At 73.1% G+C, this 15,440-nt stretch carries 15 protein-coding genes; 9 read left to right on the top strand and 6 right to left on the bottom strand.

All coding sequences use genetic code 11. The features are described 5' to 3' along the window. Nucleotides 1-109: 109 nt before the first annotated feature. From ACN27A_RS35025 to ACN27A_RS35015, 3 genes are read right to left on the bottom strand one after another with little or no spacing between them, the layout of a single operon-like run. Complete coding sequence (locus tag ACN27A_RS35025) at nt 110-1,102, bottom strand: hypothetical protein (RefSeq protein ID WP_421459389.1); 993 nt, start codon at nt 1,100-1,102, stop codon at nt 110-112. A 16-nt stretch (nt 1,103-1,118) separates the two neighbouring features. Next, nucleotides 1,119-2,615, bottom strand: a complete 1,497-nt coding sequence (locus tag ACN27A_RS35020) for a relaxase/mobilization nuclease domain-containing protein (protein ID WP_421459387.1) — start codon at nt 2,613-2,615, stop codon at nt 1,119-1,121. Beyond that, nucleotides 2,615-2,974 (bottom strand): plasmid mobilization protein, encoded by a 360-nt coding sequence (locus ACN27A_RS35015; RefSeq protein WP_421459385.1) that lies wholly within the window; start codon nt 2,972-2,974, stop codon nt 2,615-2,617. The genes ACN27A_RS35020 and ACN27A_RS35015 overlap by 1 nt, the downstream gene beginning before the upstream one ends. A 499-nt stretch (nt 2,975-3,473) precedes the next feature. On the opposite strand from ACN27A_RS35015, the gene ACN27A_RS35010 reads away from it, so the two are divergent. Then, nucleotides 3,474-3,776, top strand: coding sequence for a hypothetical protein (locus ACN27A_RS35010; protein ID WP_421459383.1), 303 nt, complete (start codon nt 3,474-3,476; stop codon nt 3,774-3,776). Nucleotides 3,777-3,883: 107 nt separating this feature from the next. Here ACN27A_RS35010 and ACN27A_RS35005 read toward each other — a convergent pair whose 3' ends face one another. Beyond that, complete coding sequence (locus ACN27A_RS35005) at nt 3,884-5,023, bottom strand: M23 family metallopeptidase (RefSeq protein ID WP_421459382.1); 1,140 nt, start codon at nt 5,021-5,023, stop codon at nt 3,884-3,886. Further along, on the bottom strand, nt 5,020-5,502 hold the full coding sequence (locus tag ACN27A_RS35000; RefSeq protein WP_421459380.1) for a hypothetical protein: 483 nt from the start codon (nt 5,500-5,502) through the stop codon (nt 5,020-5,022). Before ACN27A_RS35000 ends, ACN27A_RS35005 begins: the two co-directional genes overlap by 4 nt. A gap of 456 nt (nt 5,503-5,958) precedes the next feature. Here ACN27A_RS35000 and ACN27A_RS34995 point away from each other — a divergent pair, with 456 nt between their 5' ends. Genes ACN27A_RS34995 through ACN27A_RS34960 form a run of 8 tightly spaced genes read left to right on the top strand, consistent with a single transcriptional unit; the run spans nt 5,959 to nt 13,866 of the window. Beyond that, nucleotides 5,959-6,300: a hypothetical protein gene (locus ACN27A_RS34995; protein ID WP_421459378.1), complete on the top strand. Its 342-nt coding sequence runs from the start codon at nt 5,959-5,961 to the stop codon at nt 6,298-6,300. Then, on the top strand, nt 6,297-6,608 hold the full coding sequence (locus tag ACN27A_RS34990; RefSeq protein WP_421459376.1) for a hypothetical protein: 312 nt from the start codon (nt 6,297-6,299) through the stop codon (nt 6,606-6,608). Before ACN27A_RS34995 ends, ACN27A_RS34990 begins: the two co-directional genes overlap by 4 nt. A gap of 13 nt (nt 6,609-6,621) precedes the next feature. Continuing rightward, on the top strand, nt 6,622-7,353 hold the full coding sequence (locus ACN27A_RS34985; RefSeq protein WP_421459375.1) for a hypothetical protein: 732 nt from the start codon (nt 6,622-6,624) through the stop codon (nt 7,351-7,353). After that, complete coding sequence (locus tag ACN27A_RS34980) at nt 7,338-8,636, top strand: hypothetical protein (RefSeq protein ID WP_421459373.1); 1,299 nt, start codon at nt 7,338-7,340, stop codon at nt 8,634-8,636. The genes ACN27A_RS34985 and ACN27A_RS34980 overlap by 16 nt, the downstream gene beginning before the upstream one ends. After that, on the top strand, nt 8,633-10,102 hold the full coding sequence (locus ACN27A_RS34975; protein WP_421459370.1) for an SCO6880 family protein: 1,470 nt from the start codon (nt 8,633-8,635) through the stop codon (nt 10,100-10,102). The genes ACN27A_RS34980 and ACN27A_RS34975 overlap by 4 nt, the downstream gene beginning before the upstream one ends. Before the next feature lie 10 nt (nt 10,103-10,112). Next, nucleotides 10,113-11,594, top strand: a complete 1,482-nt coding sequence (locus tag ACN27A_RS34970; RefSeq protein ID WP_421459369.1) for an ATP/GTP-binding protein — start codon at nt 10,113-10,115, stop codon at nt 11,592-11,594. Further along, entirely contained in the window at nt 11,591-13,372 is a 1,782-nt protein-coding gene (locus ACN27A_RS34965) for a type IV secretory system conjugative DNA transfer family protein (protein WP_421459368.1), read from the top strand. The genes ACN27A_RS34970 and ACN27A_RS34965 overlap by 4 nt, the downstream gene beginning before the upstream one ends. After that, nucleotides 13,369-13,866 (top strand): DUF4913 domain-containing protein, encoded by a 498-nt coding sequence (locus ACN27A_RS34960; protein WP_421459366.1) that lies wholly within the window; start codon nt 13,369-13,371, stop codon nt 13,864-13,866. Before ACN27A_RS34965 ends, ACN27A_RS34960 begins: the two co-directional genes overlap by 4 nt. Nucleotides 13,867-14,570: 704 nt before the next feature. Here ACN27A_RS34960 and ACN27A_RS34955 read toward each other — a convergent pair. Then, nucleotides 14,571-15,263, bottom strand: a complete 693-nt coding sequence (locus ACN27A_RS34955) for a hypothetical protein (RefSeq protein WP_421459364.1) — start codon at nt 15,261-15,263, stop codon at nt 14,571-14,573. Between the last annotated feature and the right edge of the window lie 177 nt (nt 15,264-15,440).

The following is a 15,440-nucleotide window of genomic DNA, read 5'->3' as shown; positions in this document are numbered from 1 at the left end:
CTGCATCTGGTGCGGGGCCGGCACCCCACCAAGGACCCAGACAACAACGAAGCGGCCCTGCTCGCCCCTCCAGTGGGCGGGCAGGGCCGCTTCTTCGTGTCGCATGGATCTACCGGCTGGGCGAGTCGAGACCCGCCTCCACGGCTTTCACCGCAGATACTTGCCCAGCCGCGTCGCTGCCGGTCTTCGCCGCCGCTACGGCGTCCCGGGTCGTGACGGGAAACGCCTGCGCGGCCGTCGCTGCCGGGCCGTTGCTGGTCTCGGTGCTCGTCGCTGCCCGTTCCTCGGCTGAGACAACCTCCGGACCGAACGGGTCGGCGTGAGCCGCCTGGTGCTCGACGGTCTCCTGGCCACGGTCTCTTCGTACCGTGCCGAGGTCGATGCGCCCGTCGAGCTGGTCCTGCACCACCCGGCACGCAAACGCCCCAGGGGTTCGAGCCCGGTCGACGAAGTTGGGCACACCGCGCAGCAACTGCTGCACGTCGTGGCCAGCTTGCTGCGCCTGGTCCAGCGTGTACGCCAGCGCACCCCACGCCTCGCACCCGAGCACCCGCTCGGCCCGCTGCCCAGACGGCCACGCCCGGCGAACCTCGGCAGCCATCCGCTCCTGCCTGTCCCGCACCGCCTCGGCGGACATCGCCGGCCGCCGCGACCGGTCCGTGGCCTCACGGACGGCCCGGTCGACGGCATCGGACAGCACCTCGATGTCGTCCGGCTCTCGCGCCGGCTCGTGCTTCTCGGCCGCTCGGCCCGCCCTCTTGGCGAGCTGGTCGACGACTGTCTGCCGAGCCTGCTGCGCCCGGGGGTCAACGTGCTGCCACGTCGACGCGGCCCGCCACACCCGCGCGATGTCCTCCGTCCCTGCAGTGCGCCACCACCCCGGGCGCATCGCCGGCCGCCACACCGCCGCGTCGGCCTGCTGTGCCGCGCGAGCCTGCGCGCGGATCTGCCGGGCCTGCTCCTCGCTGGCTCGCGCGGCGCGTTGCAGCTGTGCGATCCGGGCGTCGATCAGGACCTGGGCCAGTTGGCCGGCGGCCTGGATCGCGGCGGTCATCGCCGCGGTGGCCCGCTGGTGGATCTCGGCCATCTCGTTGTCGGCCACTACCGTCCCCCGTCTCTCATCGCTGCGTCTGCTGATCCACCGCCGGATCGACGCGGGCTCGTGCCCGTGCCGCATCCGGCTCCTCCCGCCCGACGCGCGGGCCTGGAACGTCTCGCTCGACGTGCACCGCGCCCTGCGCGAGCAGCGGCATCAGGTGAGCGGCTGCCCTGGCCGCCGCGCCGGCCGCGTGTGCCTGCTGCTCGGCCGCGCGCAGCTCGGCCAACGCCACCACCAGCCGGGCCGCCTGCACGACCACGGCGAGCAGCACCGCCGCCTCACCGCCGTCGCGGGCGCCTCCGGTGACCATCAGCGCGTCGGCGACCCGACCCAGCTCCGCGGCGATCGTCGACGCCGCCGGCACTGGCGCGCGACGCGGTGGTGCCGCCGCGCGGGCCAGTGCGTCAGCCGCCCGCGTCACCGGGCCCCGCCCGGACGGCTCAGTGGCCGTCGCGACCCGGGCCAGCAGGTCGGCGCTGGCGCGGGCCACCATCGGCCACTGCGGCGAGCCCGGCGCGACGCCGGCCAGCCGCCCGCTGATCGCCTCCAGGGCGGCGGCCGACGACCGCCACACCGCCATCCGGTCCTCACCGCGCAGGGTGGTCGATTCTGCGGAATCCGCCGTCTTCCACTGCGCTGCCGACGTCGGCGGCGCGTCGGGCCACCGCTTGCGGATCTGGGTCAGGCTCAGATCCCCGTCCAGGCTGCGACCGGCATACCAGCGCGGCTTATCGGCACCGGTAGGTCGTAGCGCCACGGCGTATCCGACCACCTGGTCCCGGTCGGTCGCCGCGGTGCGCGCAGCGACCAGCAGACCGGCACCCTTCATCCGCGCGACCCATTCGGCCTCGCTGGTGGCGCCGGCAAGCGCGGCCCGGACCTGGCGGCGCAGCAGTTCCCGGTCCGGCGCCTGGTCGACGCGCCGGGCCCGCTCGACCTCGGGCCGGGTCAGCTCCGGCCGCCGGGTCGCGCCGGCCCGGCCGGGTGTCCACTTGCCCAGTCCGAACTCGTCCTCGATGAGGTCGGCGACCTGCTGGCTGCGCCGCTTGTCCTGCCGCAGCCACACCGGGGCCCCGTCCTCGGTGGCGAGGGTGACGACCAGGTGCACGTGGTCGTTGCCCTTCGCCGACAGCCCGTGCCGCACCGCGATCCACCGGCACCCGGCCCGCTCGGCGTCGCCGGTGAAGCCCATCTCCTGCACGAACCTCTGCGAGATGCGGCCCCACGTCGCGTCGTCGAGCTGCCCCTCCTGGGCCGGCAGGCTCAGCGAGCACTGCCACACGTACTGCTTCACTCCGCGCTCGCCGGCGGCGATCTGCGGCGCGTCCAACCGCGCCGCCAGCTCGTCCAGCAACCACCGCTCGCCGTCTCGGTCGTGCCGGCCGGGAGCCAGCAGCGTCACGTCGTCGTACCCGGCAACCAGGTGCGGGTTGACGTGCTCCTCGACCTTCCCCGGGCCCCACAGGTACTCCAGCAGACCCCGAACTCGGGCGCCGTAGGTGACCTTCGGGATCATCAGCGTCGGCCGGTCTGGGCGGCGGCAATCGCGGTGACGAGGTCGTCGACGCGGGCCGCGATCCGTGCCAGGTACGCCGCTGTCGCGGCTAGGTCCCCGGCCGGCTCCCCGGTGGAGTGCAGCCGCGCCACCGCCTGGTTGAGGTTGGTCGCCGCGCCCCGCACCTGCCGGTGCACACCCATCAGCTCGACCAACAACGGGCCTGCCTCCCCGTCCCCGCCCGGCCCGGTCGGGGCGGGCACGAGCGGCGCCGACCCTGCTTCCGCCAGGTACGCCGAGGTGGCCATCCGGGCCGCCGCGGCGTTCGCCTCGACCGCCGCCCGCTCCGCCTCGGACAGCCGCACGGTCACCCGGTGCACGCGCGGATCATCGTCGGTGTGAGCACGCCTCCGGCGCTCACTGGCACCGAAGCGAACCACACCGACCTGCGGCGACTCAGCCACGTCGACCACCCTCCCGGCGGGCCGACGCCGCCCTGATCTGCCCGGCCGCCACGCGGCCCGTCTGACCAAAAGTCAGACTTTTACTCCAACTTGCTCCGGCAGCGCCGGAGGGTCGCGCGTGCGCGACCTGACCGCGCGGTCGCGGACCCGAGCACACCTGACGGCGCGCACCACAAGACAACCTCGTGGCGACCCGGCACGGCCGGTCACCAGCGCCCACCGTCGACGACGCGACGCGGCACCGGGCGACGTGCCGGCGGCACGTCGGTGCCCCTGGTCGACGTCCCCGCCGGCCCCCGACAGCGTCTCCGGCGGCCACCAGGGGCGGCACAAGGGCGGGCCCGCATGGATCGATCTTGGCGGCTAGGCTCGGCGTCCACATCCACCAGACCGCAGCATCCAGGGGGAGGATCCCATGGCCGAACAGTCCGCCAAGGCCGTCCGTAGCGAAACCGAGAAGGCCGCGCTGCAACTGCTGCGCGAGCGCGCGGCCCTGGTCGGCGAGGCCGCTACCGCCCGGCACGACCGCGACCGGCTCGTCGACGCGCTGCGCGAGGCCAACGCCCGCTACGCCGCCCGGTACACCGACGCCGTCGCCGGCGGCTGGACCGACGACGACCTGGCGAAGCTCGGCCTGGACGCGCCGGAGTCGTCGACCACGACCAGGCGCCGCCGCCCGCCCCGGCAGGCGCAGCCCGCGCAGAGTCAGCCCGACTAGGTGGTGACGCCGGCCGACGTCCCGGCGCAGACGTAGCGGCACGGCCCACGTCACGATGACGGCCTCCCCTGCTGCGGCGGGGAAGGCCGTCACCGTGTGGGCGCCGGTCACGACCTGGTCCCGAGCGGCACGCCGCGGGCCCGCATCCACGGCTCCGGGTCGACCGCGTTGCTGCTGCTGGCGTGATACGGGCCAGGGCGCACGTTGGTGTGCACCTCGAAGTGCAGGTGCGGCCCGGAGCTGCCGCCAGAGTTGCCGACGTGTCCGATGACCGCTCCGGCCGCGACGCGCTGACCGATCGACACCTCGGGCCGCTCGATCATGTGGCAGTAGCGGGTCACGACGTTGCCCGCGTGGCGGATGTCGACGTACCAGCCGCAACCGCGCGCACCGGTGTGCCCGTCGCGGTCGCAGGTGGTGTGCCAGTCACACTTGACCTGCTCCACCACCCCGGCCGACGCGGCGCGGATCGGGTCGCCCCGCACGTCCGAGGTCGACATGTCGACGCCCGCGTGCAGGCGACCGTTGCGCGGGCCGAACGGGCTGGTGACCACCGCCTGGATCGGCTGCACCCACCCGCCCGGACCGACCGGGACCGGGCCCAGGTCGTCGACGCCGCACGGGGCCGTCGGCGCACCACCGCCGATGTCGTCGATGCTCGGCAGACCGAGTACCCGCGCGGCGAGCTGCTCCGCGTCGGGCTCCCACTTCTGGTACGCCTCCGGCAGGCCCGAACGCTGTACCGCCTGCGCGGCATCGGTCAGCCGCATCCGCTGCCACCCGTCAACTCGCACCAGCGCCTCGTAGAACTTCCCGGCCGCGTAGGCGGGCGTCATCCGCTCCCGCACACTGCCCCACCCCGGGCGCTGCTGGAACAACCCGACCGAGTCGTGATCGCGGCCCACACCCTCGTGCGGCAGCGACAGCGACTCGGGCACCGTCGCGTTGGCCAGGTTGCGCAGTGTGGACTCCTGCATCGCAGTGGCCAGCGCGATGACGTACCCACGCGGCGGCACCTGACGCTGGCGTCCGACCGCCACGATCGTCGCCGCGTGCGTGCTCTGGGCGCTGTCCCACCTGCCGCCGCCCGGCACCGGTGACGCACCAGGTAGCGACGGCACCTCGCACGCCGCCGCCTCGGCCTGCGCCTGACCGAACAGCATCAGGGGCAGGCCCACCGTTCCGCCGCACACCAGCATCACCACGGCGGCCACCGCCGCGATCAACGCGACCGGTCGCCGCGTCACTGGACGGCCCGGACGTAGTCGTTGCCGATGACCATCCACCGCCCGTTCACGGCGGCGAGAGTGACGGTCAGCGTGCCGGCGTCGGTCTCCACCTCGTACACCGCCGCGCCATCCTTCGGCGCCTGCTTCACCGCCGGGCGGCCCGTCACCTGGGTCGCCGGAACCTGCGCCGGGTCGGCGGTGCGCAGCGCGCGAGCGAAGCCCTGCTCGCAGTGCGGCGCGACCCGCTGCCACCACACGTCCGCCGGCAGATCCGGCCGCGCCCACGCCACCGCGAACGCCGCCGCCACCCTCGGCGCCTGAGCCGCCGGCGGCAGCGCTGCCGGCGCACGCTCGTCGCCGTGGTCGTCGCTGCCCGGCGCCTCGCCGGTCGACGTCGGCGACACCTCGACCGTGCCGGCCGTCGGATACACCGGGCCGCTGCGGTCCGGTGCTGGCGTGCCCGACTCGGCCGCCGCGCCGCACCCTCCCAACGCCACAGCCGACACCGCAGCACTCAGCACCGCCCGGACCACCCACCCAGCCCCATTGATGTGCGCGGATGCGCCCCCTCTGCGTGCCATATGACGCCTCCCCCGTGCTGCCATTCGCGTCCTTGTCGCGGCAGAGCAATCACCATAGATCCACTGAGAAACACGGTGCTACTGTCGGCTACTCGTCGGTGACCTTGACACACGGGGGAGGCATCGTATGACGGGGAGTGTCTGCGCGCGGCAGGAACGACGGCGGTGAAGACGAGCGTTGTCGCCGCGCACCGCACGCGCCTCGGAACCGCGCCGCCGCTGCCATCCGCGGTGATTCCAGCGAATCTCCAGAAGCCATGGCCGCCGATCTGGTGGGTCGGGTGCCACGGTGGTGCCGGCACGAGCACCCTGGCCCGACTCGTCAACGTCGGAGCGGATTTCGGGCGGGCTTGGCCACTGACGACACCAGCAATGCCACCCGCACAGGTGGTGCTGGTCTGCCGGCTGTCCGCCCACGGCATGTGGGCGGCCACCGGCGCCATCGAGCAGTGGCGTCGCCGCGCGGGCATGTCCGGCGCGACGACGGTGCTGGGCGTGGTCGCCGTCGCCGCCAGCTCACGCCGGCCGCCGCGTATCGCCACCGAGCGACTGCACCTGCTCAGCGGGTGGGCGCCACGGGTGTGGCGCGTCGGCTGGGTTGACGCGCTCCTGGCCGCCGACGACCCAGCCGACGTCGGCACCCCTCCCGACGTCGACGCGCTACGCCACGCACTGACGCAGACGACGCACACGACCCCGAGAGAGACACGATGACGCTCACAGACCTCCAGCCCCTCCTGGAGCAGTTCCTGGCCGCCCCCACCCCTGGCGGAGGGGTACCGAACCCCGGCGGTGGTGTGGCGCCCCCCGGGGTGGTGTCGACCAACGTCTTGGAGATCCTCCAGTGGATCGCCTGGTTCGCCACGGCGGCGTGCGTTGGGGGGATCCTCTACAGCGCGGCGAAGATGGCCCTGGCGCACCGCCGTGGTGATGACACCAACGTCGCCCAGCTCGGCTGGGTGTTCGCGGGCTGTCTCCTAATCGGCAGCGCATCCGCCATCGTCGGGGCCCTGATCGTCTAGCCGGGAGGCCCTCATGTCACGCTCCGACTTCGCCGGGCGCCCGCCCTGGACGCGGCCCGGATTCCTCGCCGCCGCCGCACTACTGCTGGCCGTCATCATCGTCGGGGTCCTGGTCGCGGTGTTCGCCACCGCCGACAGCAGCCCCGACATCGCCGACCCTTCACCACCTGCGAGTCCGACCCCGCAGGACAGCGATGTCGCGCAGGCGCTACCCACGGCGGTGCCGACCACCGCGCCCGCCGAGGTGCGTTGGGAACTCGTTGGTCCGCTCACCGTTCCGGTCAGCGCGACCGCCGGTCCGAAGCAGAGCACCGCGACCACCGCGTCCGGCTTCACCCGAACCCCAGAAGGGGCGCTGATCGCGGCGGCGCAGCTCACCATGAGAGCCAGCCACACCCTCGGACCGGACTACTGGCAGCCCACCATCGAGCGTCAGTTCGTGGCCAGCGCCGACCGGGACCGGCTGCTCGCCGAGTACCGCGCCACCGACAGTGGCCCCGCCGATCCTGGCGCGGTCAGTCGCATCGCCGGCTTCTCCTACCAGTCGTACACGCCCGACACCGCCGTGATCGGGCTGGTGCTGCGCGCACCGTCGGCCGGCACCCCCCGCTACCACGTGCTGTCGCTGACCCTGCTCTGGCGCGACGGCGACTGGCGCATGCAGGCCCCACCTGGCGGGGCGTGGGTCTCCATCAACCGCGTCACCAGTGACCTCACCGGTGTCGTCGAGTGGGGGCCACGGTAGTGCCGGACGACTGCCCCATCGTCAACCCTGTCTGCGTTCCAGGCCACGTCCTGGACACCACCGCCGGCCGGTTCCTCGACGAGCTGTCCGAGCAGGCGTCCGAGGCCGCCGCAGAAATGCTCAAAGCCCTGGTCGCCGGATGGTTGTCCATCCCCACCCCGCAGGTATCCCAGGGCTCCTGCCACACCAACGCATCCGGCAAGCTCGTCTGCGACGGCACCGTCGACTACCTGAGCGCGTACACCAACTGGGCGGTCGCCGCGCTCGCGGTGGGCGCGGTCCTCATCGGGGCGATCCGGCTCGCCTGGGAACGCAACGGCCGCGAGGCCGGCACCCTGGCCAAGGGCCTGGTAACCATGGTCGTGCTCGCTGGCGCCGGCGTTCCCGCCGTGCAACTGCTCATCGGTATCGGCGACAGCTACTCCGACTGGATCCTCAGAGCCGCCGCCGACGGTGACCTCGGCGGGCGACTGCGTGCCCTCGCACCGGCCGCCGCCACCAGTGGGCTGGCCCCCCTGATGGTGATGGGCATTTCGACCATGATGTTCCTGGCCACCCTGGTGCAGCTTCTGCTGCTGCTGGCCCGAGGTGCCGGCCTGGTGCTGCTGGCCGGGCTGCTTCCGCTGGCCGCCGCGTCGGGCGTCGCCGGGTCCGGCCGCGCGATCCGCGACCGGTACCTCACCTGGCTGCTCGCCCTGGTGCTCTACAAGCCGGCGGCGGCCACCATCTACGCCGCGGTGTTCTGGATGCTCGGCAAGGGCCAAGACCTCACGACCCTGCTCACCGGCCTGGTCATGCTCTGCATGGCCATCGTCGCGCTGCCGGCCCTCATGCGGCTGATCGCCCCCGCCGTGTCGGTGCTGTCCTCCGGCGGCTCCGGCGGTGCGGCGGTCGCGGCGACGTCGGCGGCTGGGCAGGTCGCCTCGGGGGCGATCCGGCTCAACGCCAGCAGTGGCGCAAGCGGCGGCGGCCCCGGCGCGCGAACCGGTGGCAGTGATCCTGGCCGGCCCGGCGGTGCCAGCCCGTCATCCCCGATACCAGCGCCCCGCCCCTCCGGTGGAAGCGCCAGGACCAGCGCGGCGACCCCAGTGCCTGCCGGCTCGTCGACGGCCTCGACCGCCCAGACGGCGACCAGCGCGGCACAAACGACGAGCGCGGCGGGAGCCGCCACCTCGGCGGCCGGCCCGGCCGGCCTCGCGGTCACGGCGACGCAGGCAGGACCAGCCACCGTCCGCAAGGTCGGCGGCACAGCATCCGGAGCGACAGGCGGTGAGGGCGCATGAGCACCGACGTACAACCTCGCTCCAGCGAGCAGCAGCGCACCTACGGCAACTGGCGCGTGGGACTTGGCGCTGGCCTATTCGGGCTCGGCCCGGCTGGCACGATCGCCGCGTTCCTGGTCATGGTGCTGTCCGCCGCGATGATTCCGGTGTCCGCCCTGGCCGCGCTGGTCACCGCCGTCATCGGGCTGCTCGTGCTCGCACCCCTGGCGATCCGGATCGGGGGGCGCACCGGATTCCAGGTCATCACCGCCCGCATCGCATGGTGGCTGGCGCGGGCCCGCCGCCACCACGTGTACGTCTCCGGGGTGGCGTCCCGGGTCACCGCCGCGCACCAGCTCCCCGGGGTGCTGGCCCGCTCCGAGGTGTACGAGGTGGAGACCGGCCGCTCGGGGCTCGTCGCCGTCGTCGTGGTGCCGCAGAGCCGGCACTACACCGTCACCCTGCGGTGCGCGCCCGAGGGCATGGACCTGGTCGACCAGGCCGTCATCGACGCCCGCGTCAGTCACCTGGCGTCGTGGCTGGCGGCCCTGTCGCGTGAGCCGCAGCTCGTGCAGGCACAGGTCACCGTCGAGACCACCCCGGACCCGGGCACCCGACTGGCCGCCGAGGTCACCGCCACGACCCGCCCCGACGCGCCGTCGCTGGCCCTGCAGGTCCTCGACGATGTCGTCCGGTCCTACCCGGCCGGGTCGGCGGCCGTCGACACCCGCGTGTCGCTGACCTACACCGCCCCGCCCGGCCGATCCATGTCGCACGAGGACGTCTGCCGGGAAGTCGCCGCCCGGCTGCCGCACCTGCACGCCGGGCTGACCGGCGCCACGGGCGCCGGCATCGTGCCGATGTCCGCCCGCAGCCTCGCCGGCGTGGTGCGCGCCGCCTACGACCCGGACGCTGCCCTGGACCTCGCCCGCGACCCGCAGCTCACCCCCGACTGGACGCAGGCCGGGCCGGTGGCCACCCGCGAGAGCTGGGACTCCTACCGGCACGACTCCGGCGTTTCGCGCACCTGGTGCATGGTCGAAGCCCCGCGCGGAGTGGTGTACTCGCGGCTGTTCGCCCGCCTCACCGACCCGGACCCGCAACTGCTGCGCAAGCGGGTGAGCATGATCTACCGGCCGTACTCCCCCGCCGACGCGGCGCGGCTGGTGGAGGCCGACAAGCGCGACGCGAGGTTCATGGCCGCGAAGAAGCCGCGGCCCAGCGCCCGGGACCTCACCGACCTGGCCGCCGCCGACCAGGCCGCCCAGGAAGAGGCCACCGGCGCGGGCGTCGTCCGCTTCACCGTGCTGGTCACCGCCACCGTCGCCGACAACGGCAAGCTCGACGAGGCCACCGGCATCATCCGGGCCCGCGCCGGCGAGGCCCGCCTGACGATCCGGCCGATGTACGGCTGCCAGGCCGCCGGATTCGCCGCCGGCCTACCCGCCGGCATCGTCTTGCCCACCCACGCCACGATCCCCTTCTAGGACGGCGGCGATGACCACCAGCCCTCGAACCAACCCACCACCACGGCGTCGACCGGCCGGACGTCGGCCCGGCCGCCTCGGCTACGGCGCACCCGGCGGCGGCCGGTGGTCGTGGATCGAGCCCTCGACGGAGTACCGGGGCACCACCGTGCAGGTGTGCGGCCTGTACCCGTTCGGCACCGGCGCGTCGACGCCGATGATCGGCGTGCCGGTCGGCCGGCACCTCTACACCGGCTCGGCAGTCTGCTTCGACCCGATCTCCTGGTACACCCGCGCCCGGCTGATCAACAACCCGTCGGTGTGGATCGAGGGCGAACCCGGCATGGGCAAGTCCACGGCGGTGCGCCGGATGGTCCTCGGCCTCACCGCACAAGGCGTCACCCCGCTGATCCTCGGCGACCTCAAGCCCGACTACGCCGAGCTGGTCCGCGCCCTCGGCGGGCAGGTGCTGCGCGTCGGCCCCGGCCTCGACCGCATCAACCCCCTGGACGCCGGCCCGTGGCGGCAGGTCCTCGACCGCGTCGACGAGCGCACCGGCGCCGTCGTGCGCGCCGCAGTGACCGACCGGCGGCTGAACATGCTCGTCGCCCTGGCCACCCTCGTACGACGCGGGCCCGTCACCTCCGACGAGACCACTGTCCTGGCCGCCGCGCTGCGCTACCTCGCCGAGCGAGAGACCAACACCCCGCCGGTGCTCTCCGACGTCCTGCGCGTCATCCGCGACGCCCCGGCCGAGGTCCGCGCGGTCACGCTGTGGCAGGAAGACGGAGACGTCCCCCGCTTCCGCGAAGAGGTCGCCGGCCTGCACCGCACCCTGCTGGCGCTGCTGCACGGCCCGCTCGGCGACACCTTCGAGGGGCAGACCACCACGGCGATCCGCCTCGACACCCCGGCGGTGTGCGTCGACATCTCCAGCATCGACGACACCGACGAGCTGCGCACCGCCGCGACCCTGCTCTCCACCTGGTCCTACGGCTTCGCCCAGGTGGAGGCCGCGCACCTGATGGCCGACCTCAACCTGGCACCGCCAAGAACGTTCTTCACCGTCCTCGACGAGCTGTGGCGGGCGCTGCGCGTCGGGCACGGCCTGGTCGACCGCGCCGACGGCCTCACCCGCCTCAACCGGCAGAAGGGCACCGGCACCGCCTTCATCACCCACTCCCTCGCGGACCTGGAGGCGCTGCCCACCGCTCACGACCGGGCCAAGGCCCGCGGCTTCGCCGAGAGGAGCGCCGTGCTGATGATCGGCCCGTGCTCCGAGCAGGAACTCGACGCCGTCAGCCGCGTTCGGCCGTTGTCGCACGCGGAGCGGCGCGAGGTGCTGTCCTGGTCGGCGCCGCCATCCTGGACTTCGGCTGAGGGCAGCGGCACCGTCGGACGCGGCAACTTCCTGATCAAAGTCGGAAGCCGACCTGGCATCCCGGTACACCTGGAACCCACCGAGACGGAGATGCGGCTCGGCAACACCGACTTCCGCTGGACCATGGCATGAGCCGGCCCGCCGGTCCGCGCGGCGGCCATGACGACGCGGGCCTCATCGTCGGCGGCATCGCCGCCGGGGTCCTGGTCCTCGCCAGCGGCGCGTGGCTGCCCGTCGTGCTGGCCCGCCCGCCCGGATACACCGGCGGCGGACCGATCCAGGTCGCCGCCGCGGTGCTGCGCGGTGACATCACCTGGACCACCACCTGCACCCTCATCGCCGTCGCCGAGGTGACCGTCCTGGTGCTCCTGGCCGTCGGCGGGGCTGCCGCCTGGCGGTGGGCACGCCGCAAGCGCACCCGCGTCGATCCGGCCGCCCGCCGCATGGCCAGCCGCAGAGATCTCGCGCACCTCGGGCCGAAGGGTGTCGCCGACAGCGGGCGGCGGCTGCGGCCCAGCCTCGCCGACGTCGACCGGCCCGACCCCGACCAGCTCGGCGTGCTGATCGCCCACACCGTCGCCGGCGGGATGCCGCTGCGCCAGTCGTGGGAGGACATGGCCGTCGACATCTGGGGCCCCCGCACCGGCAAGACCACCTGCCGGGCGATCCCCGCCATCGTCGCCGCCCCCGGCCCGACCCTGGTCACCAGCGTCAAGGGCGACATCGTCGACGCCACCCGCGACATCCGCGCCGCACGCGGCACCGTGTGGGCGTTCGACCCGCAGCACATCCTCGGGCCCGATCAGGGCATGTGGTGGAACCCGCTGCGGGCCGTGGCCACCATCACCGACGCCCGCCGCCTCGCCGAGCACTTCGCCTCCGCCGAACGGGAGCCCGGCGTCAGCCGCGACGCCTTCTTCGACCCCAGCTCCGAGGAGCTGGTGGCGAACCTGCTCCTCGCGGCGGCCGTGTCCGGCCGCGACATCCTCGCCGCGTACCGGTGGGCCGTCAGTCCCCGCGACGACGAACCGGCGGAGCTGCTGCGCGAGCGCGGCTTCGACCTGCCCGCCGACGCGGTCGCCGGGGTGGTCAACATGCCCGACAAGACCCGGGGCGGCATCTACGCGGGCGCGCAGAAGATGCTCATGTGCCTCACCGAGCCGACGGTCACCGCCTGGGTCACCCCACCCACGCGCGGCGGGGTCCTCGAGTTCGACCCGGCCGCGTTCGTCGCCTCCACCGACGTGCTGTACCTGCTGTCCCAGGGCGGCCCCGGCTCCCCCGCCCCGCTGGTCGCCGCCCTCACCGACGCCGTCCTGCGCGCCGGCGAGCTGCGGGCCCGCACCTGCCCCGGCCGGCGTCTCGATCCGCCGCTGCTGAGCGTCCTCGACGAGGCCGCGAACATCTGCCGCCTACGCCAGCTCCCGGCCCTCTACTCCTTCTACGGCTCCCACGGCCTGCCCATCATCACGATCCTCCAGTCCTACCCCCAGGGCGTCGACGTGTGGGGACGCGAGGGCATGCGCAAGCTGTGGTCCGCGGCGAACGTCCGCACCTACGGCGGCGGCGTCGCCGACCCCGACTGGCTGGAAGAGCTGTCCAAGCTCATCGGTGAGCACGACGTGACGACCAGGTCGACCAGCAGCAGCGGGTCCGGGTGGGGGCAGCGGTCGGTCTCGCACGCCACCCGTCGCCAGCGGATCCTCGACGTCGCCGATCTGCACGCCCTGCCCCGGGGCCGGATGGTCGTCTACGCCTCCGGCGCCCCGCCCGCGCTCGCCCGCACCGCCCCCTGGCAGACCGGCCCCTACGCGGCGGCGATCCGCGCGTCGATCGCCCGCTGGGACCCCCACGAGCGCACCGACTGGACCCTCACCCCCGACGACGCCCCGCCGGAGCCGACCCCGTGACCCTGCCCCAGCCCGGACCGGCCGGCGACCCGGTCGCCGACCTCAGCGCCCTGCTCGGCCAACTCGCCGGCGACCCGAGCGACCCCGCACCGCCGGCCGCACCGCCGCCGGCCGAGACCGCCGGGGCGGAGCCGGTCTACCGCAACGTGGAGGCGTTCGTCGGGGACTACCTCGCCCACGTCGTCGAGCGGCGCCTCGCCTCCGGCCCGGACTCCGGCCTGAACTGGTGCCCCCGCTGGTGGGCCCACCCCGAGGCCATCTCCCGCCTGTACGCGCTGTGGCGGGCATGGGAGACCCTGCGGGTGTCCGACCCGCAGACCGGCATGAGCATCTGGTGGCGCGACCACCTCGACCCTCACCTCGCCGCGCTTGCCGCCGAGTACGGACCGTTCAGCCGGTGCAACCCGAACAAGCACACCGAACCCAAACCCCTGCCCGTCGAGCCCGCGCCACCAGAAGTCCTCGCTCAGCTTCCCGACGCCGATGCCCTCTGATTCCGTAGCGTGAGGCCGCCGCATCTGCACTGGTGAACCCTCTGACTCACGGAAAATAGCCAACCGGGGGTCTACGATTTTCCTGGGTAAGGAGTAGACCCGGCGTTGCGCCCCGCCTCAGCCCGTGGCGTGTCGTACCGTCGGGACCATGTCACGCCCGATTGGGCGTGACATGAAGGTGGGGCGGAAAGCCTGAGCCTCCCGCCCCCGGTAGGGCAACTAGCGACGCATACGGCGGTCAACCCAAGACGCCGCTACCTGCCCCAGCACTGCGAGGGCCTTCGCCGCCACGGCGAGGGCCCCGCGCTGTTCGTAGGCAGCCACGAAGGCAACCAACTCCAGCGCAGGGCCCGCGAATTGCCAGGTCCGTACCAGGTACGGAACCTGCCGCGTAGGCTCCGGCTCCTGCTCCTTGACCACTCTTCACTCCACTTCCGTGCCCACATCCGGAGCACCCGGGTAGCTCCGGGAAAGAGCCAGCCAGTGGAGGTCGTGCGGTTGCAGCAGTGCTGGAGACTCACGTTACGGACGGACCCCGTCAGATTCCGCCGCCGACACGCCGAGCCTCTTCCTGTGCTCGTTCATAGAGTATTGGCGCAGCGATTTTCGCCGCTGGTAGCGGACTGCGACGAGGTAGCGGGCAGCAGGTTCCCGACAGCAACGATGTCGGCCGCCCGGATCACCGTTGGCGGGCCGCCCGAGGCCTACGCGTCGGGAACGTTGTGCTCGGCTGGTCGCAGATACGGCTCGCGTGTCAAAAACTTGCGGTAGCGATCTTGCATCTCGGCGCTGGCCTGTTCGAGCGACGGTTCTTTGTGGCTGACCGACGGCCATGGTTGCGCGGTCAGGAAGGCCAGAACTTCGGAGACGGTCGCCGGCGTAACCACGGGTGCGATGTCGGCGTGCGCGGCGGCCAGCGCACTCTGGAGACCCGGCGCGAGCCGGCGCAGTTGCAGGGGGTCGAAGACCACCAGCGACTGGCGGTCAACGAACGGCGGCGCGATGGCCAGTCCGACGTGCCCGGCGTGCGATAGCAGGAACGTCTCGCTGGCATCGGCCGGCACACGACGCAGAACCTCGTGCCAGTTCTGCTTGAGTAGGAATGAACGTAGGGCTGCCGCTGCGGCGTCAGCGTCGCCCGGCGTGACGCCCTTCATGGCAACGGAGATGGCTCGCCAGTACAGCTCTTCAGCGTCGATCGAGGCGGTGCGCAGTTGGCCGACCAACCCGGTCGCCGTCATCGCAGGGATAGCCACGCACGTCGGCGGGCTGTGGGTATCGCCGACCCGCAGGGTGAGCATCCCGTCGCGCTGGCCGATCTCGCAGGCGTCCACGATCACCGTGCGCCGATGCGACAGGATGCGCCGCTGTTGCTTGATCCGCTTGCCTTTGCCCACCTGTCGCCGCCTCTCGCCGTTTCGTAGCGGTCCATTTTGGCGGGATAGCCAATCCACGTACGCGAGAGACACGCGGAGCCGGCGTCACGGACGAGGGCGGCGCACGGGTGCCCTACCACGTGCGGGGACATCTTTATCACTCGGCCCGTGTGCCCGGCCGCCGGCTTTGTCCGGTGA

The sequence above is a fragment of the Micromonospora sp. WMMD737 genome, from assembly GCF_049179055.1.
Lineage (GTDB): Bacteria > Actinomycetota > Actinomycetes > Mycobacteriales > Micromonosporaceae > Micromonospora > Micromonospora reichwaldensis.
The sequence above is the reverse complement of the archived record's forward strand: the minus strand, read 5'-3'. Positions and strand labels throughout refer to the sequence as shown.

What these genes read in the sequence shown, in the direction of transcription:
- ACN27A_RS35020 (WP_421459387.1), bottom strand. Translation starts at nt 2,615, where the DNA reads ATGATCCCGAAGGTCACCTACGGCGCCCGAGTTCGGGGTCTGCTGGAG.
- ACN27A_RS35010 (WP_421459383.1), top strand. Translation starts at nt 3,474, where the DNA reads ATGGCCGAACAGTCCGCCAAGGCCGTCCGTAGCGAAACCGAGAAGGCC.
- ACN27A_RS34995 (WP_421459378.1), top strand. Translation starts at nt 5,959, where the DNA reads ATGCCACCCGCACAGGTGGTGCTGGTCTGCCGGCTGTCCGCCCACGGC.
- ACN27A_RS34990 (WP_421459376.1), top strand. Translation starts at nt 6,297, where the DNA reads ATGACGCTCACAGACCTCCAGCCCCTCCTGGAGCAGTTCCTGGCCGCC.
- ACN27A_RS34985 (WP_421459375.1), top strand. Translation starts at nt 6,622, where the DNA reads ATGTCACGCTCCGACTTCGCCGGGCGCCCGCCCTGGACGCGGCCCGGA.
- ACN27A_RS34975 (WP_421459370.1), top strand. Translation starts at nt 8,633, where the DNA reads ATGAGCACCGACGTACAACCTCGCTCCAGCGAGCAGCAGCGCACCTAC.
- ACN27A_RS34970 (WP_421459369.1), top strand. Translation starts at nt 10,113, where the DNA reads ATGACCACCAGCCCTCGAACCAACCCACCACCACGGCGTCGACCGGCC.
- ACN27A_RS34965 (WP_421459368.1), top strand. Translation starts at nt 11,591, where the DNA reads ATGAGCCGGCCCGCCGGTCCGCGCGGCGGCCATGACGACGCGGGCCTC.